The organism is Sphingomicrobium astaxanthinifaciens, assembly GCF_022865105.1.
Classification (GTDB): Bacteria; Pseudomonadota; Alphaproteobacteria; order Sphingomonadales; family Sphingomonadaceae; genus Sphingomicrobium; species Sphingomicrobium astaxanthinifaciens.
The window spans coordinates 340,963-364,166 of record NZ_JAKNYM010000001.1 but is presented as its reverse complement, the minus strand read 5'-3'; the positions used below and the strand labels follow the sequence as shown (position 1 = coordinate 364,166).

At 61.8% G+C, this 23,204-nt stretch carries 25 protein-coding genes and 1 tRNA gene; 10 read left to right on the top strand and 16 right to left on the bottom strand.

The annotated features are described in order from the left end of the window. Positions 1–59: 59 nt before the first annotated feature. From L8951_RS01760 to map, 6 genes are all read right to left on the bottom strand, one after another. Positions 60–1,016: a PilZ domain-containing protein gene (locus L8951_RS01760; protein ID WP_244381284.1), complete on the bottom strand. Its 957-nt coding sequence runs from the start codon at positions 1,014–1,016 to the stop codon at positions 60–62. Positions 1,017–1,164: 148 nt separating this feature from the next. Further along, positions 1,165–2,574, bottom strand: a complete 1,410-nt coding sequence (gene glnA / locus L8951_RS01755) for a type I glutamate--ammonia ligase (protein ID WP_244381283.1) — start codon at positions 2,572–2,574, stop codon at positions 1,165–1,167. A 93-nt stretch (positions 2,575–2,667) separates the two neighbouring features. Next, entirely contained in the window at positions 2,668–3,063 is a 396-nt protein-coding gene (locus L8951_RS01750; RefSeq protein WP_244381282.1) for a hypothetical protein, read from the bottom strand. Between the two features lie 3 nt (positions 3,064–3,066). After that, a complete protein-coding gene (locus L8951_RS01745; protein WP_244381281.1) occupies positions 3,067–3,285 on the bottom strand; it encodes a helix-turn-helix domain-containing protein in 219 nt (72 codons plus the stop codon). Between the two features lie 9 nt (positions 3,286–3,294). After that, positions 3,295–3,633, bottom strand: coding sequence for a P-II family nitrogen regulator (locus tag L8951_RS01740; protein ID WP_244381280.1), 339 nt, complete (start codon positions 3,631–3,633; stop codon positions 3,295–3,297). Positions 3,634–3,656: 23 nt separating this feature from the next. Further along, positions 3,657–4,484 carry a type I methionyl aminopeptidase gene (map, locus tag L8951_RS01735; RefSeq protein ID WP_244381279.1) on the bottom strand — a complete coding sequence of 276 codons (828 nt, stop codon included), beginning with the start codon at positions 4,482–4,484 and terminating at the stop codon, positions 3,657–3,659. Positions 4,485–4,545: 61 nt separating this feature from the next. Here map and L8951_RS01730 point away from each other — a divergent pair, with 61 nt between their 5' ends. Then, positions 4,546–5,022 carry a GFA family protein gene (locus L8951_RS01730; protein ID WP_244381278.1) on the top strand — a complete coding sequence of 159 codons (477 nt, stop codon included), beginning with the start codon at positions 4,546–4,548 and terminating at the stop codon, positions 5,020–5,022. A gap of 50 nt (positions 5,023–5,072) precedes the next feature. Then, positions 5,073–5,828 (top strand): competence/damage-inducible protein A, encoded by a 756-nt coding sequence (locus tag L8951_RS01725; RefSeq protein ID WP_244381277.1) that lies wholly within the window; start codon positions 5,073–5,075, stop codon positions 5,826–5,828. Between the two features lie 25 nt (positions 5,829–5,853). Here L8951_RS01725 and L8951_RS01720 read toward each other — a convergent pair whose 3' ends face one another. Next, positions 5,854–6,177: a hypothetical protein gene (locus L8951_RS01720; RefSeq protein WP_244381276.1), complete on the bottom strand. Its 324-nt coding sequence runs from the start codon at positions 6,175–6,177 to the stop codon at positions 5,854–5,856. Between the two features lie 44 nt (positions 6,178–6,221). On the opposite strand from L8951_RS01720, the gene L8951_RS01715 reads away from it, so the two are divergent. Together L8951_RS01715 and L8951_RS01710 are read left to right on the top strand one after the other, a co-directional pair. Next, the gene (locus L8951_RS01715; protein WP_244381275.1) at positions 6,222–8,180 is read left to right on the top strand and encodes a cation:proton antiporter; all 1,959 of its coding nucleotides are present in this window, start codon (positions 6,222–6,224) and stop codon (positions 8,178–8,180) included. Next, entirely contained in the window at positions 8,177–8,812 is a 636-nt protein-coding gene (locus L8951_RS01710) for an OmpA family protein (protein ID WP_244381274.1), read from the top strand. The genes L8951_RS01715 and L8951_RS01710 overlap by 4 nt, the downstream gene beginning before the upstream one ends. A 35-nt stretch (positions 8,813–8,847) precedes the next feature. Here the strand turns inward: L8951_RS01710 and L8951_RS01705 are convergent. Continuing rightward, positions 8,848–8,921 (bottom strand) — tRNA-Gly (locus L8951_RS01705). A 248-nt stretch (positions 8,922–9,169) separates the two neighbouring features. On the opposite strand from L8951_RS01705, the gene L8951_RS11685 reads away from it, so the two are divergent. After that, positions 9,170–9,457 (top strand): universal stress protein, encoded by a 288-nt coding sequence (locus L8951_RS11685; RefSeq protein ID WP_407696390.1) that lies wholly within the window; start codon positions 9,170–9,172, stop codon positions 9,455–9,457. A gap of 7 nt (positions 9,458–9,464) precedes the next feature. Here L8951_RS11685 and L8951_RS01700 read toward each other — a convergent pair whose 3' ends face one another. From L8951_RS01700 to L8951_RS01680, 5 genes are all read right to left on the bottom strand, one after another. Beyond that, positions 9,465–11,177 (bottom strand): cation:proton antiporter domain-containing protein, encoded by a 1,713-nt coding sequence (locus tag L8951_RS01700; protein ID WP_244381273.1) that lies wholly within the window; start codon positions 11,175–11,177, stop codon positions 9,465–9,467. 7 nt (positions 11,178–11,184) lie between these two features. Next, entirely contained in the window at positions 11,185–11,625 is a 441-nt protein-coding gene (locus tag L8951_RS01695) for a universal stress protein (protein ID WP_244381272.1), read from the bottom strand. A 196-nt stretch (positions 11,626–11,821) separates the two neighbouring features. Then, positions 11,822–13,339, bottom strand: a complete 1,518-nt coding sequence (locus L8951_RS01690) for a PAS domain S-box protein (RefSeq protein WP_244381271.1) — start codon at positions 13,337–13,339, stop codon at positions 11,822–11,824. 99 nt (positions 13,340–13,438) lie between these two features. Continuing rightward, complete coding sequence (locus L8951_RS01685; RefSeq protein ID WP_244381270.1) at positions 13,439–15,598, bottom strand: amylo-alpha-1,6-glucosidase; 2,160 nt, start codon at positions 15,596–15,598, stop codon at positions 13,439–13,441. 21 nt (positions 15,599–15,619) lie between these two features. Further along, positions 15,620–16,684, bottom strand: a complete 1,065-nt coding sequence (locus L8951_RS01680; protein ID WP_244381269.1) for a glycosyltransferase family 4 protein — start codon at positions 16,682–16,684, stop codon at positions 15,620–15,622. Positions 16,685–17,451: 767 nt separating this feature from the next. Here L8951_RS01680 and L8951_RS11445 point away from each other — a divergent pair. Next, the gene (locus tag L8951_RS11445) at positions 17,452–17,679 is read left to right on the top strand and encodes a GDCCVxC domain-containing (seleno)protein (protein ID WP_279614674.1); all 228 of its coding nucleotides are present in this window, start codon (positions 17,452–17,454) and stop codon (positions 17,677–17,679) included. Positions 17,680–17,736: 57 nt separating this feature from the next. Beyond that, positions 17,737–18,066 (top strand): hypothetical protein, encoded by a 330-nt coding sequence (locus tag L8951_RS01675; RefSeq protein WP_244381268.1) that lies wholly within the window; start codon positions 17,737–17,739, stop codon positions 18,064–18,066. Positions 18,067–18,713: 647 nt separating this feature from the next. On the opposite strand, the gene L8951_RS01670 is transcribed toward L8951_RS01675, so the two are convergent. Continuing rightward, positions 18,714–18,902, bottom strand: coding sequence for a DUF3008 family protein (locus L8951_RS01670; RefSeq protein ID WP_244381267.1), 189 nt, complete (start codon positions 18,900–18,902; stop codon positions 18,714–18,716). A 35-nt stretch (positions 18,903–18,937) separates the two neighbouring features. Next, positions 18,938–19,807, bottom strand: a complete 870-nt coding sequence (locus L8951_RS01665) for an SDR family oxidoreductase (RefSeq protein WP_244381266.1) — start codon at positions 19,805–19,807, stop codon at positions 18,938–18,940. On the opposite strand from L8951_RS01665, the gene L8951_RS01660 reads away from it, so the two are divergent. Both L8951_RS01660 and L8951_RS01655 read left to right on the top strand, forming a co-directional pair. Next, positions 19,806–20,420 carry an MgtC/SapB family protein gene (locus tag L8951_RS01660; protein WP_244381265.1) on the top strand — a complete coding sequence of 205 codons (615 nt, stop codon included), beginning with the start codon at positions 19,806–19,808 and terminating at the stop codon, positions 20,418–20,420. The genes L8951_RS01665 and L8951_RS01660 overlap by 2 nt on opposite strands. A 244-nt stretch (positions 20,421–20,664) precedes the next feature. Next, the gene (locus L8951_RS01655; RefSeq protein WP_244381264.1) at positions 20,665–21,045 is read left to right on the top strand and encodes a DUF6616 family protein; all 381 of its coding nucleotides are present in this window, start codon (positions 20,665–20,667) and stop codon (positions 21,043–21,045) included. Positions 21,046–21,201: 156 nt separating this feature from the next. Here the strand turns inward: L8951_RS01655 and L8951_RS01650 are convergent, their stop codons facing one another. Continuing rightward, the gene (locus tag L8951_RS01650) at positions 21,202–21,834 is read right to left on the bottom strand and encodes a tyrosine-type recombinase/integrase (RefSeq protein WP_244381263.1); all 633 of its coding nucleotides are present in this window, start codon (positions 21,832–21,834) and stop codon (positions 21,202–21,204) included. A 676-nt stretch (positions 21,835–22,510) separates the two neighbouring features. On the opposite strand from L8951_RS01650, the gene L8951_RS01645 reads away from it, so the two are divergent. Next, positions 22,511–23,149: a hypothetical protein gene (locus tag L8951_RS01645; protein ID WP_244381262.1), complete on the top strand. Its 639-nt coding sequence runs from the start codon at positions 22,511–22,513 to the stop codon at positions 23,147–23,149. The last annotated feature ends 55 nt before the right edge of the window (positions 23,150–23,204 follow it).

The window sequence follows — 23,204 nt, the reverse complement described above, 5'->3', positions numbered from 1 at the left end:
CGCGGGGCGGCGCAGGCGGAGGCCAGGGCGCGGACGGCGGCGATCCGCGACGGCCCGACCTAATATTTGAGATAGCCCTCGAGTTCCTCGCGCAGCGCCTCGACGCTGGGCGAATCCCAATGCGAGGACCAGGGGCTCTCGTCGCCATCGCGGCGCGCGCGCTCCTCGTGCCGCTTGAGATAGTCGGGCTGCTTCCAGCCCGAGGCGACCTGCGGCTTGCTCTCGGCCAGCTTGGAGACGTTGAACGGGGTCTCGAAGTGGAGCCCGGCCTGCCCGCCGCGCGACCAGCTGACATGCGCGAAGATGGTGCCCGCGGCATCAAGGTCGAGCAGCAGTCCGGCCCCGCGCGGCAAGCTGGTGCGGGTCTCGATCATCGCCCCCGTCTCGGAGATATTGCGTAGCCGGACCGGGTGGGTGTCGTGATCGTAGTGGACGTGGCCTCGCCAGATCAGCGGGTGGCGGCGGGCCGACCGCGGCTGGCGCGGCGTCTCGTCTTCCTCGCCCTCACGCTTTTCGAACGGCGAGGGGCCATGGGCCATGCCGGCGATGTTGGCGTCGGGGAAGCTCTTGCGAATGGTATCGAGGAGAAGATTGTCGCGGGTCGCCGCATCGCAGCCGATCTGCGTTTCCTCGACGAATTGCAGCCCGACGCGGCCGCCCTTGACCCAGCGCACCGCGGCCTCGATCTCGCCGCCGTCGCCAAGGTCGAGGAACATCGGTTCGAAATGGTCGGGGGCATAGTCGGTGGCGATCATCGCGCCCCCGCCCGACAAGTTGACCAGCTCGACGACGCGGCGCTCCCCGTCGACGGTGGTGACCATCGCTTCCTCGGCTTTGAGGCGGTGGCGCTCGTCCTCGCGCATGTTCTTCCAGCGCGATTCGCCGCGCGGGATCGAGACCGAAAGCAGGTCGTCCTCGCGGGTCGTCGGGCGCTTCTCGCCAGCGGGACGCAGGAGCGGCACGGGGCGCTTGTTCCCCGGTTCGGGCAGCCGCAGCCGCTCGCGGAAATGCTTCATGGGACGTTCTTCTGCCATCAGGAGAAGCGGGGTAGGCGATATTGGTTACGCTCGCCTTATGGTTGCTGGTTAACGCAGCGTACGGAGGCGAGACAAAATCGGGGGCCGCGTGGCCCCCGATCCCGTCGTCGCGGCAAGGCGCGAACGCTCAGGCGCTGTAATACATGTCGAATTCTACCGCGCTCGGGGTGGTTTCCCAGCGCATCACCTCTTCCCACTTGAGATCCATATAGGCGTCGATTTGGTCGTCGGTGAAGACATCGCCCCTGGTCAGGAAAGCGCGATCCTGGTCGAGCGCGACGAGCGCCTCGCGCAGGCTGCCGCAGACGGTCGGCACGTCGACCAGCTCGGCGGGCGGCAGGTCGTAGAGATTCTTGTCGATCGCCTCGCCCGGGTGGATCCGGTTCTCGATCCCGTCGAGCCCCGCCATCAGCAGCGCGGCATAGGCGAGATAGGGATTGGCGGTGGCGTCGGGGAAGCGGAACTCGACGCGCTTCGACTTCTCGCCGGTCCCGTAGGGGATGCGGCACGAGGCCGAGCGGTTGCGCGAGCTGTAGGCCAGCAGCACCGGCGCCTCGAAGCCGGGAACCAGGCGCTTGTAGCTGTTGGTCGAGGGGTTGGTGAAGGCGTTGAGCGCGCGCGCATGCTTGATCACGCCGCCGATGAAAAACAGCGCGGTCTCGGACAACCCGGCATAGCCGTCGCCCGCGAACAAGGGCTTGCCGTCCTTCCAGATCGACATATGGACGTGCATCCCCGAGCCGTTGTCCTTGGCGATCGGCTTGGGCATGAAGGTCGCCGACTTGCCATAGGCATGCGCCACCATGTGGACGACATATTTGTAGAGCTGCATGCGGTCGGCGGTCTCGACCAGTTCGCCGAAGGTCAGCCCGAGTTCGTGCTGCGCCGGCGCGACCTCGTGGTGGTGCTTGTCGCACGGCAGCCCCATCTCGAGCATGGTCGAGACCATCTCCGAGCGGATGTCGGAAGCGCTGTCGACCGGGGCGACGGGGAAATAGCCGCCCTTCTCGCGCGGGCGGTGGGCCATGTTGCCCTGCTCATATTCGGTCGCGCTGTTCGAGGGTAGTTCGACATCGTCGAGCTGGTAGCCGTTGCCGGCATAGCCGTCGTGGAAGCGCACGTCGTCGAACATGAAGAACTCGGCCTCAGGGCCGACGTAGATGGTGTCGCCGATGCCGGTCGACTTGAGGTAGGTCTCGGCGCGGGTCGCGGTCGAGCGCGGGTCGCGCGAATAGAGTTCGCCCGAGCCGGGATCGACGATGTTGCAGAAGACGACCAGCGTCGAGGTGGCCATGAAGGGATCGACATAGACCGCGTCGAAGTCGGGCTTGAGGATCATGTCGCTCTCGTTGATCGCCTTCCAGCCGGCGATCGAGGAGCCGTCGAACATGAAGCCGTCCTCGAGCTGGTCCTCGTCCAGTGCCGAAGCGACCATCGAGAGGTGCTGCCACTTGCCCTTGGGGTCGGTGAAGCGCAGCTCCACATACTCGATCTCTTCTTCCTCGATCCGGGCGAGGATGTCCTTGGCGCTGGTCATGAAAGTCTCCGTTGGATGCGAAAAGGGCGAGTCGCGCTCGCCCGGTCACCGGTCCCTATGTTCGGGCAGGGGGCCGCGTTCCGACAAGCGCGATCAGCCGTGCGGTGAACAATTCAACAGGCGTAAGGGGAGCGGATGGAGCACCCCGTGGAGCCAGTCGGCAAGGCGCCACGGCGCGGGCGCGCGCCGGAACTCGAGGCGGGCACGCGGAAGCGGCGGGGGGCGTTCGCCATGCCCCTCGAGGCGAAGGCGGCGCAGCCTCCTTGCACCGCGGCCGGGCACCTCGAACGCGCCGACCGGGTCGCCATCGACGAGCACGGCCCAGCGGCTACCGCCGCGAATGCAGGGGAAGAAACCCCCGCGCGCGAGCTGCCGGACCATCGTCTCGAGCCCGCGCGGGTCGGCGCGCTGCGCCGGGGACGGCAACGGCAGGCGGCAGCGGTTGTCGAGATCGGCGGCGTGCACGTCGTCGCGCAGGACGTCGATCATCGCCTAATAGGCGCGACGCTGGGCACCGTGGAGCATGCGCAGCAGCATCGCGACGGGGCGCGGCACCCCGACCTTGCCGTCGAGCCAGAGCGAGACGCTCGAGCGCGAGACGCCGATCGCGTTGGCAAGGTCCGACTGGGTGCGATAGCCCAGCGCGCGCATGATCCGGCGCAGTTCCTCGGGCGGCATCGAGGCGAGGCGGGGGTCGCGCTCGGACACCATCGTCACCGCCTAGAGCGCGTCGGCGTCGCGATCGCCGGTGCGGATGCGCACCGCCTGGTCGATGGTCGAGACGAAGATCTTGCCATCACCGATCCGCCCCGTGCGTGCGGCATTCTCGATCGCCTCGACGGTGCGCTCGAGCTGGTCGTCGGTGACCACCACCTCGACCTTGAGCTTGGGCAGGAAGTCGACGACATATTCGGCGCCGCGATAGAGTTCGGTATGCCCCTTCTGGCGCCCGAACCCCTTGACCTCGGTGACGGTCAGCCCCGAGACCCCGACGTCGGACAGCGCGTCCTTCACGTCGTCGAGCTTGAAGGGCTTGATGATGGTCTCGATCTTCTTCACGCGCGGTCCCCCGTCTCGATGGCTCAATAGGGCGGTTTATGCAGCCCCTTGGGGCTTTCGGTAAAGATCTCGATGCCGTCCTCGGTAATGCCGATCGAATGTTCGAACTGCGCCGACAGCGAACGGTCGCGGGTGACCGCGGTCCAGCCGTCGCCGAGGATCTTCACGTCGGCGCGGCCGATGTTGATCATCGGCTCGACGGTGAAGAACATGCCGGGGCGCAGCTCGGGGCCGGTGCCCGCGCGGCCGGCATGGACCACTTCGGGGCTGTCGTGGAACAGGCGCCCGAGCCCGTGCCCGCAGAAATCGCGCACCACCCCGTAGCGATGCTTCTCGGCATGTTGCTGGATCGCGTGGCTGATGTCGCCGAGGCGGTTGCCGGGGCGCGCCTGCTCGAGCCCGAGCATGAGGCATTCGTAGGTCACCTCGACCAGCTTCTTGGCTTTCACATTGGGTTCGCCGACGAAGAACATGCGGCTGGTATCGCCGTGCCAGCCGTCGAGGATGGGAGTGACGTCGATGTTGACGATATCGCCGTCCTTCAACACCTTGTCGCCCGGGATGCCGTGGCACACGACATGGTTGATCGAGGTGCAGCAGCTCTTGGTATAGCCGCGATAGCCGAGCGTCGCGGGCACCCCGCCGCCCGCCAGCGTCATGTCGAAGACGATGCGGTCGATTTCCTCGGTGGTGATGCCGGGCACGACATGCTGGGTCAGCGCATCGAGGATCTCGGCGGCCAGCCGCCCCGCCTTGCGCATGCCCTCGAACCCGGCCTCGCCGTGCAGCTTGATGACCCCCGACTTGGGCTCGACGCGATCCTCGGGGCCTACCTTGATATATTCGGTCATGGAGGGCGATATAGGCTGCCCGCCGGCAAAAGGCGAGGCGCAAGCGAAGGGGACGGCGAGCATGGACGAGGCACGGGCAAGGAGCGGGCGCTGCGCCTGCGGGGCGGTGCGGATCGCGGTGACGGGGCCGCCGATCATTACCCACGCCTGCCACTGCACCTATTGCCAGCGCGAGAGCGGCTCGGCGTTCGGGCTCAACTGCTTGCACGCGGCCGACGCGGTCGCGATCGAGGGGCCGGTGGAGCGGGTGGTGACCCCCTCGGCGAGCGGCAAGGACCAGTGGATCCTGCGCTGCGCCGAGTGCCATGTCGCGGTCTCGGGGCATTACAGCCATGCGCGCGAGAAGATCCATTTCGTGCGCGCGGGCGTGCTCGAGGACAAGGCGGGGATCGCCCCCGACGTGCATATCCACACGCGCGCGAAGATGGACTGGGTCTCGCTCGATCCCGAGGTCCCCGCGTTCGAGGACTTCTACGACGCGCGCGATTTCTGGAGCGAGGAGCAGATGCGGCGCTGGAAGGCGGCGGCGCGCGGCTAGCGGGCAATGCATGGCTATCGCCCGCGCGCGCGGCGTGGCATGAGGCGCGCATGACCCGTATCTATACCGCCGCGCTCGTCATCATCGGCGACGAGATCCTCTCGGGCCGCACGCAGGACAAGAATGTCGCGCAGATCGCGCAATGGCTCAACGTGCAGGGGATCCGGCTGCAGGAAGTGCGGATCGTCGCCGACGTCGAGGCGGCGATCGTCGAAGCGGTCAATGCGCTGCGGGTTCGCAACGACTATCTCTTCACCACCGGGGGCATCGGCCCGACGCACGACGACATCACCGTCGATGCGATCGCGGCGGCGCTCGGCGTGCCGGTGGTGGTGCACCCGCGCGCCGAGCAGATGCTGCGCGACTATTACGCCCGGATCGGCAAGGAGCCGACCCCGGCGCGGATGAGCATGGCGCGCGTGCCGCAAGGCGCCGACCTGATCGACAACCCGGTCTCGGGCGCGCCGGGGATCAAGGTCGGCAACATCTTCATCATGGCGGGCATCCCGCACATCACCGCGGGCATGCTCGAGGGATTGACGGGCACGCTCGAGGGGGGACGCCCGCTGGTCAGCGTGACGGTCGGCGCCTATTCGCCCGAGAGCGAGGTCGCCGACCTGCTGCGCGAGGTGGTCAAGGCGCACCCGCAGGTCGCGCTCGGCAGCTATCCCTTCCTCAAGGAGGGGCGCTACGGCTCCAATTTCGTGATGCGCGCGGAGAGCAAGGACGATGCCGCCGCCTGCGCCGAGGCGCTCGCCGAGAAATTGCGCGGCGCGGGCTACGACCCGATCATCGGCGGTCTGTAGCGACCGGGCGCGGCGCGATGTCGCGCTAGCCGGTCTCGTCGAGCGCGGCCGCCCAGTCGGCATAGGGCGTGTTCCTCGCCAGCTTGCGATTATAGTCGGGCGCGCCGTCGTCCCACCAGACGGGGCCGCGCTCGCCCAGCGCATGCTTGGCCGCATCGACCCGTTGCCGCGCCTCCTCGCGCGCTTGCGCATCGCCCGCGCGCATTGCGCGCCCCTTGACCGAGCGCGCCGCCATCAGCGCGCGCACCAGCTCCTCGCGCCGCGCGGGGTCGAGCGCGGGATCGCTCATCCGCCACAGCCGCCCGCGCACGAGGAAATAGCGTTTGTCGGGGGTGACCGGGTATTTCATGCCGGTTGTGGAACCATCGGCGGGGCTTTAACGCTCCCGATCCAATGATCGACGCCCTCGCGCCTTTCCTGCTCGCCGCCGGCGACAACCATGTCGTCATCTCGATCGCGCTGATCGGGCTCGCCGGGATGGGGGCGCAATGGGTGGCGTGGCGGACCGGGCTGCCCGCCATCGCGCTGATGCTGGTCGCGGGCATCCTGCTCGGCCCGGTGACCGGGCTGGTGCGCCCCAACGAGGATTTCGGCGAACTGCTCGAGCCTGCGGTCGCGCTCGCGGTCGCGATCATCCTGTTCGAGGGCGGGCTCCAGCTACGCTTCAACGAACTCAAGAAGACGGGCGGCGCGGTGCCGCGGCTGGTGCTCATCGGCGTGCCGGTCGGCTGGGCGCTGGGCGCGCTGGCGCTGCACGAGGTGGCGGGGCTGACGCTCGCGGTCTCGGTGCTGTTCGCGGGGATCCTCGTGGTCACCGGCCCCACCGTGATCATCCCGCTGCTGCGCCAGACCAACCTGGCGCAGCGCCCGCGCGCGATCCTCAAATGGGAAGGCATCGTCAACGATCCGCTCGGCGCGCTGGCCGCGGTGGTGACCTACGAATTCCTGCTTCAGCAGCAGCAGGGCACCAGCTTCATCGACAATATCATCGGGCTGGTCATCGCCAGCCTGGCCGCCGGCGCGGTCGGCTGGGGCGCGGCCAAGGCGGTGGCCTTCAGCTTCCCGCGCGGCATGGTTCCCGAATATCTCAAGGCGCCGATCCTGTTCGTCACCGTGATCGGGACCTTCGTCCTGTCCAACCTGGTGCAGCAGGAGACCGGGCTGCTCGCGGTCACGGTGATGGGGATCGCGCTCGCCAACATGCACCTGTCGAGCGCGCGCACCTACCTGCCGTTCAAGGAGAATATCACGATCATCCTCGTCTCGGGGGTGTTCGTGACGCTGTCGGCAAGCCTCGACTGGTCGATGATCGAGCAGTTCCAGTGGCGCTGGGCCGCCTTCCTCCTCGTCCTGCTGTTCCTCGTCCGTCCGGCGACGGTGCTGATCAGCCTCGCTTTCTCCAAGGTGCCGTGGAAGGAGCGCCTGTTCGTCGCCTGGATCGCCCCGCGCGGGATCGTGCTGGTCGCCATCTCGGGGCTGTTCGCGCTGCGGCTCGACGAGCTCGGCTATTCGGGGGGCATGCTGCTCATCACCCTGTCCTTCGCGGTGGTCGCCGCGACCATCGTCGCGCACGGGTTCACCGCCGCCCCGCTCGCTCGGCTGCTGGGGCTGAACGGCCCCGACAGCAACGGTGTGCTGATCGTCGGCACCACGCCCTTCTCGCTCCAGCTCGCCAAGACGCTGCGCGAACTCAAGGTGCCGGTGATGATCGCCGACACCAGCTGGCAGCGGCTGGGGGCGGCGCGGGCCGAGAAGCTGCCGACCTTCCACGGCGAGATCCTCGCCGAGGCGACCGAGGAGGATCTCGATTTCAACCAGTTCCAGGTGCTCGTCGCGACCACCGGCAACGAGGCGTATAACGCGCTCGTCTGCTCCGAATTCGCGCCCGAGATCGGGTCCGACAACGTCTACCAACTGGGCGATGCCAGCGGCGACGACCCGCATGCGCTGCCGACCTCGCTGCGCGGCCGTTCGCTGTTCGATACCGGCCACGGGGTCGAGGATGTCGCCGACCATGTCGCGCGCGGCTGGAAATTGATGCCGATCGAACTGACGCTCACGCTCGATACCAACCTGATGCGCAGCCACCTGCCCGAAGAGCACCTACCGCTGTTCGTCCTGCGCGAGGACGGGCGGCTGCGCTTCTACACCCACGCCTCGCGCCCCGACGGGCGACCGGGCGACACGATCGTCGCCTATGTCCCGCCGGGCACCCGCCATCCGCTCGACGAGGTGCTGCCCGACCGAGAGGAGGAGCGGCGCGAGGAGGCGGCGACAGAGGCCGGGGCGGCGGCCGCCCGGCCCGACGCGCTGCCGGACCCCGGCGACGAGGAAGAGGAGAGCAAGCGATGACCCCCCGCAACCGGCCGGCCTCTCCGCGCCTTGCCCTGTCCCTGCTCGTGCTGGGCGCGCTGGCGGGGTGCCGCGAACCCGCCCCCGCCGGCCCCGAGCCCGAGGTCGAGGACCCCGCGCCGCCGCTGCGCTCGATCATCCGCGAGGACATCGCCTCGACCGTGCCGGTCGAGGCGGCGATCGAGGTGCCGATGGAGATCACCGTCGGCGTCGGCGCGGTGGCGGACGGGCTCGATCCCGCCGCGAGGGAAGCGATCGATGCCTTCCTCGGCGACCAGCGGATCGCGAGCGAGGAGCCCATCACCCTGTTCGGGCATTCGGATTCGGTCGGTTCGGACGCGGCCAACGCGCGCGCCAGCCGGGCGCGCGCGCAGCTGGTCGCCGACTATCTCGAGGCGCGGGGGGTGGACCCCGAGCGCCTGACCATCGTCGCGCTGGGCGAACATAATCCGGTCGCGCCCAATTTCACGCTAGCGGGCGAGCCCGACCCCGAGGGGCAGGCCCGCAACCGCCGCGTCGAGATCGCGATCGGTACGGTCGAGGCGGTGATCGAGCGGCGCGCGCTGGAGGCGCAGGAAGCGGCGGTCGAAGCCGAAGCCGCCGCGGCGGACCAGGCACGCCCCGCGGGCTGAGCCGCGCCCGGCGGCGCGGTCGAAATGGCGGAAAATGGAGCGGGTGAAGGGAATCGAACCCTCGTCTTAAGCTTGGGAAGCTCCTGCTCTACCATTGAGCTACACCCGCACGGATGGCGGTTTTCCGCCGAATTTCCTAACAATCGTTCGCCGTGATCATTCCGGTTTACAGTTCCGGTTTACACCGCGTGCGATCCGCTGGCCGATTGCCACGACTGTTGCGCGCTCGTCAACATACACTTTTCGAATTCGCGCAACTTCGTCGGGCGACCACCCCATAACGCCCGCGATCTCAACATCGGTGAGATCGGTTTCTGTCATCAAGAAGGTAGCGAAGGTGCCTCTCGCATCGTGCAAATGCTTCTTGCGTACCACCCTGCAGTCGAACGCGAACTCCGAGCCGAGGCTGAGCAGCGTATGACTAAACTTGTGAATAAGATCGGCGAGGGTGACCGGCTTACCAGCAATGTCGTAACCGATCGCCTATATGTCGCAGTGACACAGGAGGCGGAGAAGCATAACGCCAATCTCGTAGTGCTCGGCACTCATGGCGCAAGCGGAGTGAAAGCGGCTACGATTGGTAGTTCTAGCGAGCTGATAGACTCTTTGCCTATCGACACGCTGGTTGTCGACCCGCGCGGCTGAAGGCGGCTCAGTCGGCGCGCTGGCCTGCCATCCAGCGTTCAAGAGTTGGCTCGTCGCGGCCATATTCAGACAGAACGCGCATAGCGAGGCGCAGGCTTCCTTCAAAGGTCTCCGGTACCGCGGTATGCGCGCCCTTCGCGAGAAGTGCCTCGGCGTCGGCGGCGGTACGCGCCCGGGCAAAGATGGGTAGGCCTGGGGCGATTTGTCGGATTTGCTCGACCAGTGCTTCTGACGCTTCGGGGTCACCAAGCGTAACGACAATGGCCCCCGCTCTATCGAGACCGACTTCTTTCAAGAAGTCGACTCGGGCCGCGTCGCCGACATGTACCATCGGCCCAGTGTCCGATCGCCTGACGGATGCGGCATCCTTTTCGATTGCGACATAAGCAATATCATGTTCGTCGAGGACTTCGGCAACGTGACGCCCGACGCGGCCGAAGCCCGCGATGAGGACATGACCCTCGAGATGGCTTGGTAAAGTTATGCGCTCGGCCGCATCGTGATAATCGTCCCGATGCTCGAGTTTCAGCCCGACGACGCGGGAGAGCCATGCAAGTCCGGGGGTTGCGAGCATGGTGATGCCTACCACGATCAGCATGAACTGCCCAACTTCCGCATCGAGCAAGCCCACACTGGTCGAAAGGCCGATGATCAAGAACCCGAACTCACCCGCTTGGCCAAGAAGGATGGCGACCTCGATCGCGCGTGCTCTTGGAAGCTTCCATAGGATGGCGATTGGGCAAATTACCGCGACCTTGAGGAGGACGAGGCCCACGGCTGAGGCGAAAATCCAAAAGGGGTTCTCGATGACCCATCGCCAATCGATCCCCATGCCAACGGACATGAAAAAGAGGCCAAGCATGAGGCCCTTGAAGGGTTCTATATCGACTTTCACCTGATGGCGAAATTCGGTCTCCGCGATGAGCAGTCCGGCGAGAAAAGCGCCGAGCGCCATCGAAAGACCGGCGACCCCGCTCAGCGCTGCCGTGCCGACCGCAATAAGCAGGATCGCAGCCACGAAGGCCTCGCGACTATGCGTGTCGGCTACGAGACGCAGGAGAGGTCGGATCGCCAGGCGACCGACGAGGTAGATGACGAGTATGGTCAACAGCGCCTCGCCCAGCGCGATCCCGAGGCCGATAAGAAGATTATCGACGGCAAGTGCACCGAGTATGCTGACCGCGAAAAGGATGGGCACCACCGCCAAGTCCTGCATCAGCAGGATGGAAAAGGTGGCGCGGCCCGAGGTTGAGCCTAGTTGACCGCGGCTGACAAGTATCTCAGTGACGATCGCGGTCGAGGAAAGGGCTAGGCAGGCGCCCAGAATGATCGAAGTGGCGAGGGGGTTGCCCCAGGACATCGCGATGATGGCAATAACCGCCCCAGTGGCAATGATCTGTGCGCTGCCGAGCCCGAAAACGAGCCGTCTCATTGACCATAGACGTGCGAAGGAGAGTTCCAGCCCGATGACGAATAGGAGGAAGATAACTCCTAGTTCGGCAAGCGCCGTTACGCCTTCCAGATCGTCGATTACGAGCCATTGGAGGGCGTCAAATTCACCTGCCAAGAGCCCCAGTCCGAAAGGCCCTATGAGACCGCCGACGATGAAATAGCCAAGAACAGGGCTGATCCGTCGTTGAAGCATCGGCACGACAATCCCTGCTGTGGCAAGAAACAGCAGTACTTCCCTTAGATGAGGGATGTGGGCGTGGGCTTCCACGTTCGGTCTAGTCGTTCGAAGCGGTGAAACGAACCAGCAACACGTCAACGGTCGAATGGCGCATGATCGAGTTGCTGTTCGACCCGATAAACAATCGGGCAAAATTCGATTGCTGAGCACCGAGGATGATGAGATCACCCTTCAATTCTTCCACGGCATTGAGGATTTCATCCGAAACCGAGCCTTGGGGGGAGGTGAAATCGGAGTCGGTGATATTCAGTTCAGCCACTTCACCCGCTTCGATGAGCTTTTGGAGTGCTTCATCCTGTCGGATCGCTTGGAAGTCGTCAGGCACGAGCATCATGTATCGTGCTGGCAGTTTCGGTCTCACGAAGACGATGTGAAGTGCGGTGCCAAACGCCTCGGCGAGGTGTTTCGCCTTGCGTAGGGTTTGCGTCGTTCCGGCTTCGTCATAGACATCGACGGCAACTATGGCGCGCTCATACATGATCCATCTCCGACGGCAGGTACGACGACAAGACTGTCTTCGACAATTTACTCGCGTAGTCGATCGGTCAAGGGAGAGAAGGCGCTAACGCGTCGCAAGCCGATCCTCGTGGGCGGATTGGAGGTGGGTCCTGAACGCCCGGCCGGGCCTCCTGGCGCATCTCACTCGGGCTACCCGGGCGGCAGACGTGTGACGATCACTCCGTCTCGTTGTCCTTCCTGCTAAGTGGAGACGTAAAGCGAGCGCGAAACCCCGCCGGGTCGAAAATCAGGTCGACCTTACCACCTAAGCTCTTCGAAAGACCGCGCTCGAGCAGTCGCGATCCGAAACCCCTTTTCGTCGGCGGACTGACCGGAGGGCCGTCGAACTCAGCCCACCTGAATAGAAAGGTAGGGGCATCGGCCTCTGGTGCCAACGTCCAGCGAATTTCGACGTGCCCCTCGGGCACGGAAAGCGCCCCATACTTATAAGCGTTGGTGCACAATTCGTGGATGGCGAGCGCTATCGACACGGCTATCTCGGGCCGAACATCAAAATCGCGACCGGTAATGCGAATCCGGTCGAGCGCACCGCCGCATCCTTCGATCGCGTGCGCCACGATGTCGGTAATCGATGCGTGCTTCCAGTTCTCCGACATGAGCAGCTGGTGTGCGGAGGCCACCGCATTGAGCCGTCGCATGAAGATTTCGCGCGCTTGGTCCATCGGGGCGCCGTCCACGAAGGTCTGGTGAGCTATTCCCTGGACGATCGAGATCGTATTCTTCACTCGGTGATTGAGTTCGTTCACTAGGGTCTTCTGGCGGTCCTCCTGGCGTTTTCGCTCGATCACAACGCCCAGTTGCTCACCCAGCACCTTCACGGTCTTCAGGAGCTCCTCGGGGGGGCGGGTAGCCGAGTTTGCGAAGAACTCCAGCACCGCGATCACGATGCCTTCCGACTTCAGCGGAAACCCGAACGCGCTCCCGAATTCGTGATCCTGACGAATAAATTCGGGATATCGCTCGATGTTCTCGATCCACATCGGCTCTCCCGTGGCGAGGATCTTGCCAGGCATTCCCACCCCAATGGGGAAAACCGCATCCTTCGTCGCGGCCTTGAGTCGAGCGCAATCGGCATCACGTTCGACCCACACCCCCGAGGAGACGAGCACCGGGTCGGGATTAGGACGAATGAAGGCATGACCGACTGGCCACTCGGTGAGTTGAAGAATTGCATCGAGGCTGCGGGTGAGGGCGCTTTCGAAATCGCGGGCGTTGGCGACTTCCCCCGACATGGTGGCGATGGATTCCGCCTCAACGGCTCTTCGGGTTAAAGCGTCCTCGTATTTCTTCCGTTCGGTGATGTCGCGCAGGAAGCCGATGAAGAGGTTGTTGGGGTTCTTGCCAATCTCGGTAATCGCCATCTCGACCGGAATCTCCTCGCCCGACCGGTGACGGGCCATCAATTCCAGCCTGCGATTCAGGATGCGTGCCGGCGCGCCATTCTTTAGACGCGCCATTCCGGCCGCGTGGCTTTCACGATGGCATTCGGGGACGATAGTGCGCTTCAGCGTCTTGCCGATGATGTCCTCGCGCTTCCAGCCGAGCGTCGTGGTGGCTTGTTGATTCCATTCGACAATTTTGCCGTCGGCATCCGAGACGATGACGGCGTCAAGCGCCGTCGCCAATATGCCCTCGAGGATAGCTGGATCGATATAATGGCTGACGCGCTTCATAGCCCCGCCTTATATCGATATCATCGATCCGTCCACGAAACGAAAAAACGAAGCGCAGAAAAAACGCTGAGCCAAGACCTGATGGGCCGTTCGGGAAACTTAATGAAAAATGACTACTTCAGTCTCGCCGCGGTGCCGGCTGGCCGAACATGTCACGCTCTCAGCGCTTCGCCGGATTCGTAGCGAAACCAGACTTTCTCCAACAGTAATCCTGTTTATGTGCAATTCTGTTAGGAAATCCGGAAGTGTTGGTCTCTGAAGGGTTATGCGATTGGTGAGGCAGTCGATATTCAACCCGAGACTTGCTTTCAGCATCGCGAACGGTGCCGCGGCGGCCCAAGCCTGCGGCGAACAAGCCACGGGATAGGAGGTTGGTCCGCGGCCGGGTTCGCGGCTAAAGCCACAGAATAGCTCGGGCAGGCGCCGGTTTTCGTCATATCTGGCGACGTCCACCATGCTGGTGAGAAGTCGTGCGGCCTTGTCCTGATGGCCATAGCGGGACAAACCCCACGCGATCAGACTATTATCATGAGGCCATATCGAGCCGTTATGATAGCTCATGGGATTGTATCGGGCTTCTTCACACCGGATCGTGCGTATTCCCCAACCTGTGAAAGAGTTTTCGTCGAAGAGGGTCGCAGCGACCCGATCGGCGCGATCCCTCGAAACAATGCCCGTAGCGAGACATTGGCCGGCATTTGAGGATACGACGGTGCATGGTCTCTTCTGACCATCGAGCGCGAGAGCGTAGGTACCCAGACCGTCCAGCCAGAATGCCTCTTCAAATGTTTCACGGAGGTCTGCCGCCCGCTTGCGTAGCGTTGTGCTGCGATCCGTGTCCCCAAACACTTCGGCGAGAGCCGCTGCTCCTTTGAACGCGGCAAATGCATATCCTTGGACTTCGCAAAGCGCGATGGGGCCAATCGCCAATCGTCCATCGTCGTGGAAGATAGCGTCTCCGCTGTCTTTCCAGCCTTGATTGGACAGGCCGCTATCCTTGGCGCGGGAATATTCGATAAACCCATCGCCGTCGACGTCACCAAATTCTTCCATCCAATCGATGGCAGATAAGATGTTGGGCCAGATGACTTCAATCGTGCGAAGGTCGCCGGTTCTCTCGTAATAAAGAGCGGCGAGCCACACGTAGAGCGGGGTAGCATCGACCGTGCCGTAATATCGGCGGAATGGCACTTCGCCGAGGCGCGCCATTTCCCCGGATCGTGTTTCATGAAGGATTTTGCCGGGCTCGGAATCGGCGCTCGCATCGATTTCGGACGCCTGGGTTGCGGCCAGTGTTATTAAGACGCCACGGGCGAATTCGGGGGCAAGCCAGAGCGACTGCATGGCCGTAATGATGCCGTCTCGACCAAAGACCGTGCTGTACCAAGGTATGCCTGCATAGGGATACCAACCATGTTCCGTTTCGCTGGCAAGCATGCGCAGATCCGACGCACTGCGCTTCGTCAAACGATTGAAATCGGTATCGTCGCCTTCGATCGATGGCCAATATCGCTCAAACTCCTGCTGCTCGCCGCGGCACAACGCTAGCGCTTCGTCAAAAGACCGCTCGGTAGCTTCCTGATCGCCGAGGCGACAGCCGATTGCGATTTCGAGGACAATCTCGTTCGCCTCGTCGAAGTCGAGGTCCCATTGGACGGCGTTCTTATCGAGCCGGTCCGGGGGTGGTGAGAAGGTCAAAACGGTTTCGCGCAGGATCGCGTCCAACCCGCGATATTGCATACGCACCGCGTTCTTTTCCACACGAACTCGACGTTTGCCGCGGCGATCGCGCCTTGCACCTCGCACCTCGAATAGGTCGGCGAAATCCGCATCGAAACGCACTTCAACCGGGACAGGTCGGCCTATCGGATTATAGCTGCGTATGTGCAAACGCTCGTAAGCGACTTGATCTCGTATGAGTTTCATTCGCGATATGTGAAGCGTATCGCTGTGGAGCCAAGGATGCCGCGAACTCCCGCTGCCGACGTCGGCATTGGTGAGATCCACCACCATTACGATATCATCGTCGCTCACCACAGCGCCCAGATGAAGCGGTTCGCTACCGGCTATTCTGAGCTGATAGCGCGACAGGAATCTGGTATCGAGAAAGAACAGCCCGTCCGCGCCCCCGTGAAAATTACCCTGTTGATCGAAGATCGCGAAAACATCGCCGGACTTGAGGGTCCGCAGAGGTTGATCGACGAGGGATGCCGTGGCCTCGACGTGGTAATCCAGCTGTTCGAAATCTGCGTCGTTCATCGCAATGTTCGTGCGCTCCATTTACCGGAATAATAGTGATTGCCCTTCAACCGAAGGACTCGTCGTCTCCACTAATGCTCCTCGAAACAGGTCCGCGTAATTTGCGGCCATGATATCCGCAGTGAATCTTTGGTCAAAACTTTCCCTCACCTTCGAACGAGATAGCGAGGCGCATTTTTCCACCGCCTCGACCGCTTCTTCGATAGTCTTCACCAGAAGTCCGCTTCTTCCATCCCGGATGACCTCTGGCGTCGAACCGTTGCGCCAGCCGATAACCGGTGTACCAGTCGCCATGGCCTCGATCATGACAAGTCCGAAGGGCTCAGGCCAATCGATGGGGAACAACAAGGCGATCGCGCCGCCCAGAAATTCGGCTTTTTCGCGATCGTCGATCTCGCCGATGAATTCTATAAGAGGGTGGTCCAGCATCGGTTTGATTTCGCGCTCGAAATAGTCGCGATCGGCATTGTCTACCTTGGCGGCAATCCTGAGTTTACGGCCGGCCCTCTTCGCAATCTCGATTGCGCGATCTGGGCGTTTTTCCGGCGATATTCGACCGAGAAAGGCAAGGTAGTCCCCGGATTGAGGCGAGTAGGGCAGCAAATCGGCAGGCATGCCGTGATAGATCGTTCGCGAGAAATTGGCATTCGGCATCGGCCGGCGTTGGTCATCTGAGATACTTACCAGCCGCATCCTGTCGAAATGCTCGTAGGCGCAAAATGTGTCGGGAAGATCCAGGCGCCCGTGAAGAGTCGTGAAACAGCGTTCGACGTAGGGCTGGAATACAGGGAAGTGGAAAAAATCGGTGTGGAAATGGAGGATATCGAATTCGTCCACCCGTTCGCGGACTTTATCGAACATGCAAAACATGTGCGGTAAGTGATCATCGATATTCTTTAGGCGAAGACCTTCCTCCGCGCACGGATGGAGTTCTGCCTTCGTGCAACTATCCCCGCTGGCGAAAAGGGTGACGTCTAAACCTCGATCTACAAGCGCGTCTGCGAGCCATGCGACGACGCGTTCGGTGCCACCGTAAAGCCGCGGCGGGATGGACTCGGCGAGGGGGGCGACGAGAGCGATGCGCATCTGATGACTCCAGTGTGAAGCGCGATCCGTCCCCGGAGCGATTCTTCCTCGTTAACTATCCAGCGGTCCAAAAAGCTCCCCTGATGAGCGCTGCGCCCAAGACCGAGATGATCGAACCGGCCGAAGACGTCTTGCGCGTCGCGGAGCTAGTCGCGCTCAAGCTCATCGCTGATCGTTCTGCGCTGGCTCCTCCAAGCTTGGTTGGGTGCAAGTCTTTCTGACCGAACTTGGGCCGATAGCTGACTGCCCGCTTCCAGCGCCGAGAACTGGGCAAACAGACACTCGGCACGCCCGTGCCGCCAACGACGGCCACCAACCCGTTGCGGGCGTTTCGTTGACCCCATTCATTCCATAACGCATGTGGCGATGATGATTAGTGAGACTTCAAATCCGCCCAACTCTTCAACCAAGCGCGAGCAATCCGTCATGGCGGTCGGCTTTGCAGCAAGCGTTGGAGCTGTTTTCTCCGCTGCGGCCTGCTGCGTCCTTCCCGTCGCGCTCGCGCTTGCCGGAATGAGTGCGGGCGGATTGGCCTTGGTCGTGCCCTACCATTGGCCGTTGACTATCATTGCTGGTCTAGCGGTCGTCGTGGGGTGGGCGAGTTATTTCGCTAGGCAGCGGCGATGCAGCATCGAGGGCGATTGCTTTGCTACGAAACCAAGTCGACGCACGTTCGCACTCCTTAGCGCGGCAACCGCATTCGTGCTGCTATCCCTAGCGTGGAAAAGCCTTTTCGAAGGGCCGATCCGGTCTTGGTTGCTCCAACAATGACCGAACTTCGCTCAACTATCACCTGCCCAACTTGTGGCGGTGTCTCGACAGAAACAATGCCGACAGATGCCTGCCAGTTTTTCTACGACTGCCGGCATTGCGGTGAGATCCTACGCCCTAAGAAAGGCGATTGTTGCGTGTTCTGCTCCCACGCAAATGTGCCTTGTCCGCCTATCCAAGAAGCTCGCGCTGCCGGAAACTCCGGCGGTTGCTGCGGTAGTTGATTGGGGGACGTTGAACTCACGTCCGCTTACTACTCCAATTGCGGACAGGCTGGTTGGATGGGGGGGCGTCGTGCAGATGGACGCCAGAACGCCGTGATGAATGGGGTCAGGGATATGGAGAAGCCAAGGATTGAATTTTCGGCGCGGATACTGCGGAAGCGTACCGATCTTCCCCGTTACATTGTGATCAAGCCTGAGGACCTGCTTGGGGCAAAACAAGCGTTCGAGGCGTTAATCAGCTTAAACGGTACTCCCCAATTCAAGGGGAATATTCGACCTTGGGGAAAAGGCTCTGACGTTTTCTTTTTCAATATTCCCAGCTCACAATGCCAAAAGGCACGATTGGAAACCGGCGACCACTGTCTCGTAACCATCACGCCTGTTTGACTATAGCCTCGCCAAGACCCGCGTTTTTGGGCCGACAGCCGACTGTCCGATAACGCCCGGCGCTGAGCCCTAAACGGAATCTCTGTCGAACTCCGTGCTCGCGATCATGAACCAAATCTGTGCTATTGAGAGATGGGTTAAGCGTTATGGAGGAAGCAACGATGGAAGAGAGCAATTCATCTGGGCAGGGACGAAATGCGCATAATTCCACTCCGTCAGCGCAAGAGATTGCCAATACCCTTAAAAAGCCATCTGCAAAGGAAAGTGTTTATTTCGCTCGGCGGCGAGAGCTGGGCGTCGGTGTAGGTTTGGACGACAGTGGTCGGATTGTGACAGATAAGTCACCGCGGACGTGATTGGCGCATCCAGAAGAACAGTCTCGTGGTGATTTGATAGATAGCGGATGCTTGGCACATAAAGCCAATGTCGTTTGCTGGGCCGGTAGCAGGCGGTCCGCTCTTGGTTTCGCCCTCGATCACAGCAGCCTTTGAGCAAGAGCCAGGCCTCAACGTCCGCTAACGACCCCATAGCGGTCGTTCGCCGAAGCATTGGTGACATTGAGAGGGTTGAGAGCGCCTAGGCGGACAACCTTTTCCGCACTGCGGCGAGCAGGAGACGATTCCGGCGCTCCGAGCGGTAAGGACCGCTCAGGTCGACGATTTGTGCTCCGGTTTGCCTTTCCGGGGGGTGCTCGCAAATTCCTCCAGTTCGCGCTCTGCCATCGAATCGTACATCTCGCGCGACGCCCCCTCGAGGTCACTGACCTTTGTCTCCCCGCGCTTCGCGGACAGAGCGGCCCCGGCTGCTTTCTGCTGGGCCTTCGACTTGGCAGGCATTGGGCTCCTCCTTCGTTTGTTATAGCGGCAGGGCTTCAACTCCCGACGACGATACCGCCATTTGGGTGCAGGACCTGACCTGACATGTAACTCGAATCCTCGCACGCAAGAAACAGGAAGGCTGGGGCGACCTCGTTTGGCTGGCCCGGCCGACCCATCGGCGTATCCTTGCCGAAATCATCCATCTCCTCGGGAGGTTGGCCTCCACAAGGATTGAGCGGCGTCCAGATCGGTCCGGGAGCCACGGCGTTGACCCGAATGCCGTCGCCAACCAGAGCTTCGGACAGCGAACGGGTAAAGGCCGTGATGGCCCCCTTCGTCGCGGAATAGTCGAGGAGATTGTCCGATCCCTTGTACATCGTAACGCTCGTGCAGTTGATGATCGCGCTGCCGCGTTCGAGATGGGGGCGCGCAGCCTGAACCAAATAGAACATCGAGAAGACATTGGTTTGGAAGGTACGGCGAAGTTGTTCGTCGGTAATTGCTCTGATTTCGTCGTCGGGATGCTGCTCTCCCGCATTGTTCACCAGCACATCGAGCCGCCCGAATTGCCTGACCGTGCGTTCGACCACTTCACGCGCAAACATCTCGCATCCCAGGGCGCCTTGCAGCAGGATAGCTTCCTGCCCTTCGGCCTTAATGGCTTCTTGGGTCGTGCGCGCATCTTCGGTTTCTTCGTCAGCCAGATACACGATGGCGATATCCGCGCCCTCGCGAGCAAAGAGCGCGGCCACGGCACGGCCGATCCCGCTGTCGCCACCCGTGACGATGGCGACCTTGCCCTCGAGCCGCTTCGACCCGCGATAACGCGGTTGCCAGTTGGGCTGTTCGTCGAGTTCGGCTTCGGCACCCGGCAGATCGGGTTCTTCATCTATTCGGGATTGGAAAGTCTGGTCAGTCGCCATGAGTTTCCTTTCAAGCGCAGACACGCCCCCAAGCGCCTCAACGGTACACCGCCTTCAAGGTTTCAACAGCGCACGGCGCCTGCAACCATCGAAGCCGCACATTCATTACTCGGCCATGGAGGCTTTTTCCCCGAGTGCATTAAGCTGGAGCGAGTCATTTCTGCGCCTTGGAGCCGCTACGGTCTTACCGTTCCTGATCGGGCTGGAACGCTTCTTCAGAAAGAAGCCGATCGATTTCCGCCCTTTCATCATCATCTCGGTAGGCTCGTGCGGGCTTCTTATCGCGTCGATCGAAATGCTGGCTGCCACGTCCGATCCGCAAACGCGCATCGACCCGACCCGCGTAGTCGAGGGCGTCATCACCGGGATCGGGTTTCTGGGAGCGGGTGCAATGTTCCGACAGGGCGGGTTCGTCCAGGGCGCTGGTTCGGCGGCGGCAATCTGGAGCGCCGGAGCGATCGGGCTGGCCTGCGGCATGGGGGAACTTTGGCTCGCAATCCTGATGGCCGCCATTGTGCTCATCACGCTGGTTGCAAGCGGCCCTTTCACGTCTCAGTGGGACGCTCACACGAGCGACGCCGATGAGACCGATAATGCCGATATGCATTCCTGACGGTCGAATTACCGCGATCAAGCGCAGTCGCGAGGGCCTGAGCTCAGCCAATGAATTGCGCTACCTCGAGCGGGCGGACGATGCCGCACCGTGAGGACGGGTTCAAGCATCCCGAAAGCGACACGGCTGCGATCGACCCCATCGCGGAATGGGCATCGATGCTTCGAAGCCAAGATTACGAACGGGATGGCTCCTGTTGACCTACAGCCTATGACCAATAAATTGGGTAGTCGGGACTGAGCTAATGCTCGATCTAAAATGGGGAGACTGGGAAACGATGTATATTTATGTCGAACTATGGAAAGCCAAGCAGAAATGGCTAGATATGGAGCACTCTGACAGAAAGAACTATTTGTCGCGAGTTCAAGAGAGCATCGGTAACTTGGTAAGTTTGGGAATAGAGCCTCTTCACTTCGCGCTGCTTGATAAAGATGTCCCGCATTCAGTCGATTACCGCTATCTCGCTGTTTGGAAAATGCCAGACCGTCGTGCTGCTGAGACCCTGGAACGAGACGTCGAAGCGGCGGGGTTTCATGACCTGTTCGAACAGGTCAACGCCAGGGGCGAAGAGACTACTCCGGAGGGTTTGTTCGAGGACATGGCGGCACTCAAGACGACGGGTTGACCGCCAAACCACCAGAAGATTGCAGGAGGGGGCGGACAAGTAGGCTGATCAATGTCCGCTTCCCACCCCTAATCGGTCGCTGCTGAAGCGCTCAAGATCAAATGAAAGCGGCCGCTTGGTTGGTGCGCCAGCCTCCTAAGGAGACTGGCGCGGTCCTTAGATCTCGATTTTCTCCGACAACGTGAGGGCGTCTTCGATGTCGACGCCGCGGTAGCGCACGGTGTTCTCGATCTTGGAATGACCGAGCAGGATTTGAATGGCTCGGAGATTGCCTGTCGCTTTGTAAATGATCGACGCTTTCGTGCGTCGCAGTGAATGGGTGCCATAATCCTTTCGTCGCAGCCCGACTGCGGTGACCCATTCATCGACGAGCCTAGCGTACTGGCGCGTACTCAGATGCCGATCGTGATCGACCCGACTGGGGAAGGCGAAGTCCTCGACGCTGCCTCCGCGAAGCTCGAGCCAGACCAAGAGGCTCGCTCTAGCGTCCTGAGCGATTTCGAACTGCACCGGTCGCTTCGTTTTCCGTTGAATGATCGTGGCTCGGTGTCGGATCTCGGCGCCTGCAACCAAGTCGCCGATCTTCAGCTCGACGAGATCGCAACCTCGTAGCTTGCTGTCGATCGCGAGATCGAACAGCGCCCTGTCACGAAAGCGTTGCTTACGATCGAGGTGAAAACGGATCGCCCATATTTGCTTCTGCGTCAGCGGTCGCTTTAAGCCAACCTGTGTGCCTACATTCCAAGGACGAATCGAACGCGCGCGCGGATCGAATTCTGACATTCCCATCTGACTTCTCCTCTGGCCGGCATGGCCAGGAAAGAAACGGCCGCGCACGGGAAGGCGGATAGGACCGAGGTGGTTCGCTAGGCTTTGTATCCGAACCGGTCCGGCGGCCTACGGCGAAATGTCTCGGACGTTCGAAAGGCCGGAATGGGGCGCATAGCAGACGCTTGACGGTGGTGGAGGCGAGGGCAGAGGACTGCTCAATCCAGTTTACAGGCCATCTGTAAACTATTGATCTGAAACGAGCGATTCTCGCGCAGTTTACAGCAGCGATTACGGAAAACTGCCATTTCGGGTAGCTTGGGAAGCTCCTGCTCTACCATTGAGCTACACCCGCATCGCGTTGAAGACGCTCATAGATTTCTTAGTTTCGGCGTCAAGGTCGAATGTAAACCGCACTCATTTGAGCTTAAGGCGATCCCGTACCTTTGCATGAAAAAACAATGCCTTACTCACCATTCCATGCTTTTTAGCGTGTAAACTGCGAGGGGCAGTAGGCATGCAATCTGAGCCTCCGAGCCATGCTCGGCGACCCAGATCTTTGGGATGGATGGTCGTTTCGAGATCCGCTCGACACATCTTGAACGCTAGCGGGAATAAACCCGCGACCCTGATCGTCTTCGGTGAGACTGCGCAGATGACGGCGCATGAGATGGCTTCAATCCTGAAGGAACGAGACATGACGACGATCAAGAACACCACTTCCCTGATAGCGCTTGCTGCGGCGGCCGGCTGGATGAGCACCCCGCTTGCCGCGCAGGTAATCGCGGACGATGAGTCCGTGGAGATCCAAAGCGAACATGACGCCGAAGCGGACGAGGCGCAGGCCGAATATGAGGCGGATGCAGCCAACGCTCTCGCGGAATTCGATCATGAGGTCGCCGACATCGAAGCAGAGCGGGCGGAGGCCCAGCGTGAGTTCGATGCCGTGCTGAACGACCCCGACGCGACCGCCGACGATATTGCCAACGCACAGGCCGACCTTGACGAGAAAATGGCCGAACTCGACGAGGAGCTCGCCGAGGAAGAGGCCGAACTCGCCGAAGAGCTGGCTGATTTGGAGAAGGATCTCCAGGAGGACCTCGCCGACATCGAAGAAGATCGCCTCGAGGATCTGGCGGATAATGCCGATGACGCTGCGAGAGAAGCCCGTGAGGCTGCCGAGGAGGCCGAGGAGGAAGCTCGCGAGGCCGCCGAGGAAGCCGAAGAAGAAGCGCGCGAGGCCGCCGAGGAAGCCGAAGAAGAAGCCCGCGAGGCCGCCGAAGAAGCTGCAGAAGAAGCAGCCGAGGAAGATGCCGAGGATGAGGTCGACGACTAAGTCGAACCGATAAGGAATATCGGAGAGCGCGCACCATCGGGATCTGGCGCGCTCT

What these genes read in the sequence shown, in the direction of transcription:
- L8951_RS11445 (WP_279614674.1), top strand. Translation starts at nt 17,452, where the DNA reads ATGACCGAACTTCGCTCAACTATCACCTGCCCAACTTGTGGCGGTGTC.
- L8951_RS01710 (WP_244381274.1), top strand. Translation starts at nt 8,177, where the DNA reads ATGACCCCCCGCAACCGGCCGGCCTCTCCGCGCCTTGCCCTGTCCCTG.
- L8951_RS01680 (WP_244381269.1), bottom strand. Translation starts at nt 16,684, where the DNA reads ATGCGCATCGCTCTCGTCGCCCCCCTCGCCGAGTCCATCCCGCCGCGG.
- L8951_RS01760 (WP_244381284.1), bottom strand. Translation starts at nt 1,016, where the DNA reads ATGAAGCATTTCCGCGAGCGGCTGCGGCTGCCCGAACCGGGGAACAAG.
- L8951_RS01745 (WP_244381281.1), bottom strand. Translation starts at nt 3,285, where the DNA reads ATGGTGTCCGAGCGCGACCCCCGCCTCGCCTCGATGCCGCCCGAGGAA.
- L8951_RS01720 (WP_244381276.1), bottom strand. Translation starts at nt 6,177, where the DNA reads ATGAAATACCCGGTCACCCCCGACAAACGCTATTTCCTCGTGCGCGGG.
- glnA (WP_244381283.1), bottom strand. Translation starts at nt 2,574, where the DNA reads ATGACCAGCGCCAAGGACATCCTCGCCCGGATCGAGGAAGAAGAGATC.
- L8951_RS01730 (WP_244381278.1), top strand. Translation starts at nt 4,546, where the DNA reads ATGGACGAGGCACGGGCAAGGAGCGGGCGCTGCGCCTGCGGGGCGGTG.
- L8951_RS11685 (WP_407696390.1), top strand. Translation starts at nt 9,170, where the DNA reads ATGCTTCTTGCGTACCACCCTGCAGTCGAACGCGAACTCCGAGCCGAG.
- L8951_RS01675 (WP_244381268.1), top strand. Translation starts at nt 17,737, where the DNA reads ATGGGGGGGCGTCGTGCAGATGGACGCCAGAACGCCGTGATGAATGGG.
- map (WP_244381279.1), bottom strand. Translation starts at nt 4,484, where the DNA reads ATGACCGAATATATCAAGGTAGGCCCCGAGGATCGCGTCGAGCCCAAG.
- L8951_RS01665 (WP_244381266.1), bottom strand. Translation starts at nt 19,807, where the DNA reads ATGGCGACTGACCAGACTTTCCAATCCCGAATAGATGAAGAACCCGAT.
- L8951_RS01690 (WP_244381271.1), bottom strand. Translation starts at nt 13,339, where the DNA reads ATGAAGCGCGTCAGCCATTATATCGATCCAGCTATCCTCGAGGGCATA.
- L8951_RS01685 (WP_244381270.1), bottom strand. Translation starts at nt 15,598, where the DNA reads ATGAACGACGCAGATTTCGAACAGCTGGATTACCACGTCGAGGCCACG.
- L8951_RS01655 (WP_244381264.1), top strand. Translation starts at nt 20,665, where the DNA reads ATGCTCGATCTAAAATGGGGAGACTGGGAAACGATGTATATTTATGTC.
- L8951_RS01650 (WP_244381263.1), bottom strand. Translation starts at nt 21,834, where the DNA reads ATGGGAATGTCAGAATTCGATCCGCGCGCGCGTTCGATTCGTCCTTGG.
- L8951_RS01670 (WP_244381267.1), bottom strand. Translation starts at nt 18,902, where the DNA reads ATGCCTGCCAAGTCGAAGGCCCAGCAGAAAGCAGCCGGGGCCGCTCTG.
- L8951_RS01645 (WP_244381262.1), top strand. Translation starts at nt 22,511, where the DNA reads ATGACGACGATCAAGAACACCACTTCCCTGATAGCGCTTGCTGCGGCG.
- L8951_RS01660 (WP_244381265.1), top strand. Translation starts at nt 19,806, where the DNA reads ATGAGTTTCCTTTCAAGCGCAGACACGCCCCCAAGCGCCTCAACGGTA.
- L8951_RS01750 (WP_244381282.1), bottom strand. Translation starts at nt 3,063, where the DNA reads ATGATCGACGTCCTGCGCGACGACGTGCACGCCGCCGATCTCGACAAC.
- L8951_RS01725 (WP_244381277.1), top strand. Translation starts at nt 5,073, where the DNA reads ATGACCCGTATCTATACCGCCGCGCTCGTCATCATCGGCGACGAGATC.
- L8951_RS01715 (WP_244381275.1), top strand. Translation starts at nt 6,222, where the DNA reads ATGATCGACGCCCTCGCGCCTTTCCTGCTCGCCGCCGGCGACAACCAT.
- L8951_RS01695 (WP_244381272.1), bottom strand. Translation starts at nt 11,625, where the DNA reads ATGTATGAGCGCGCCATAGTTGCCGTCGATGTCTATGACGAAGCCGGA.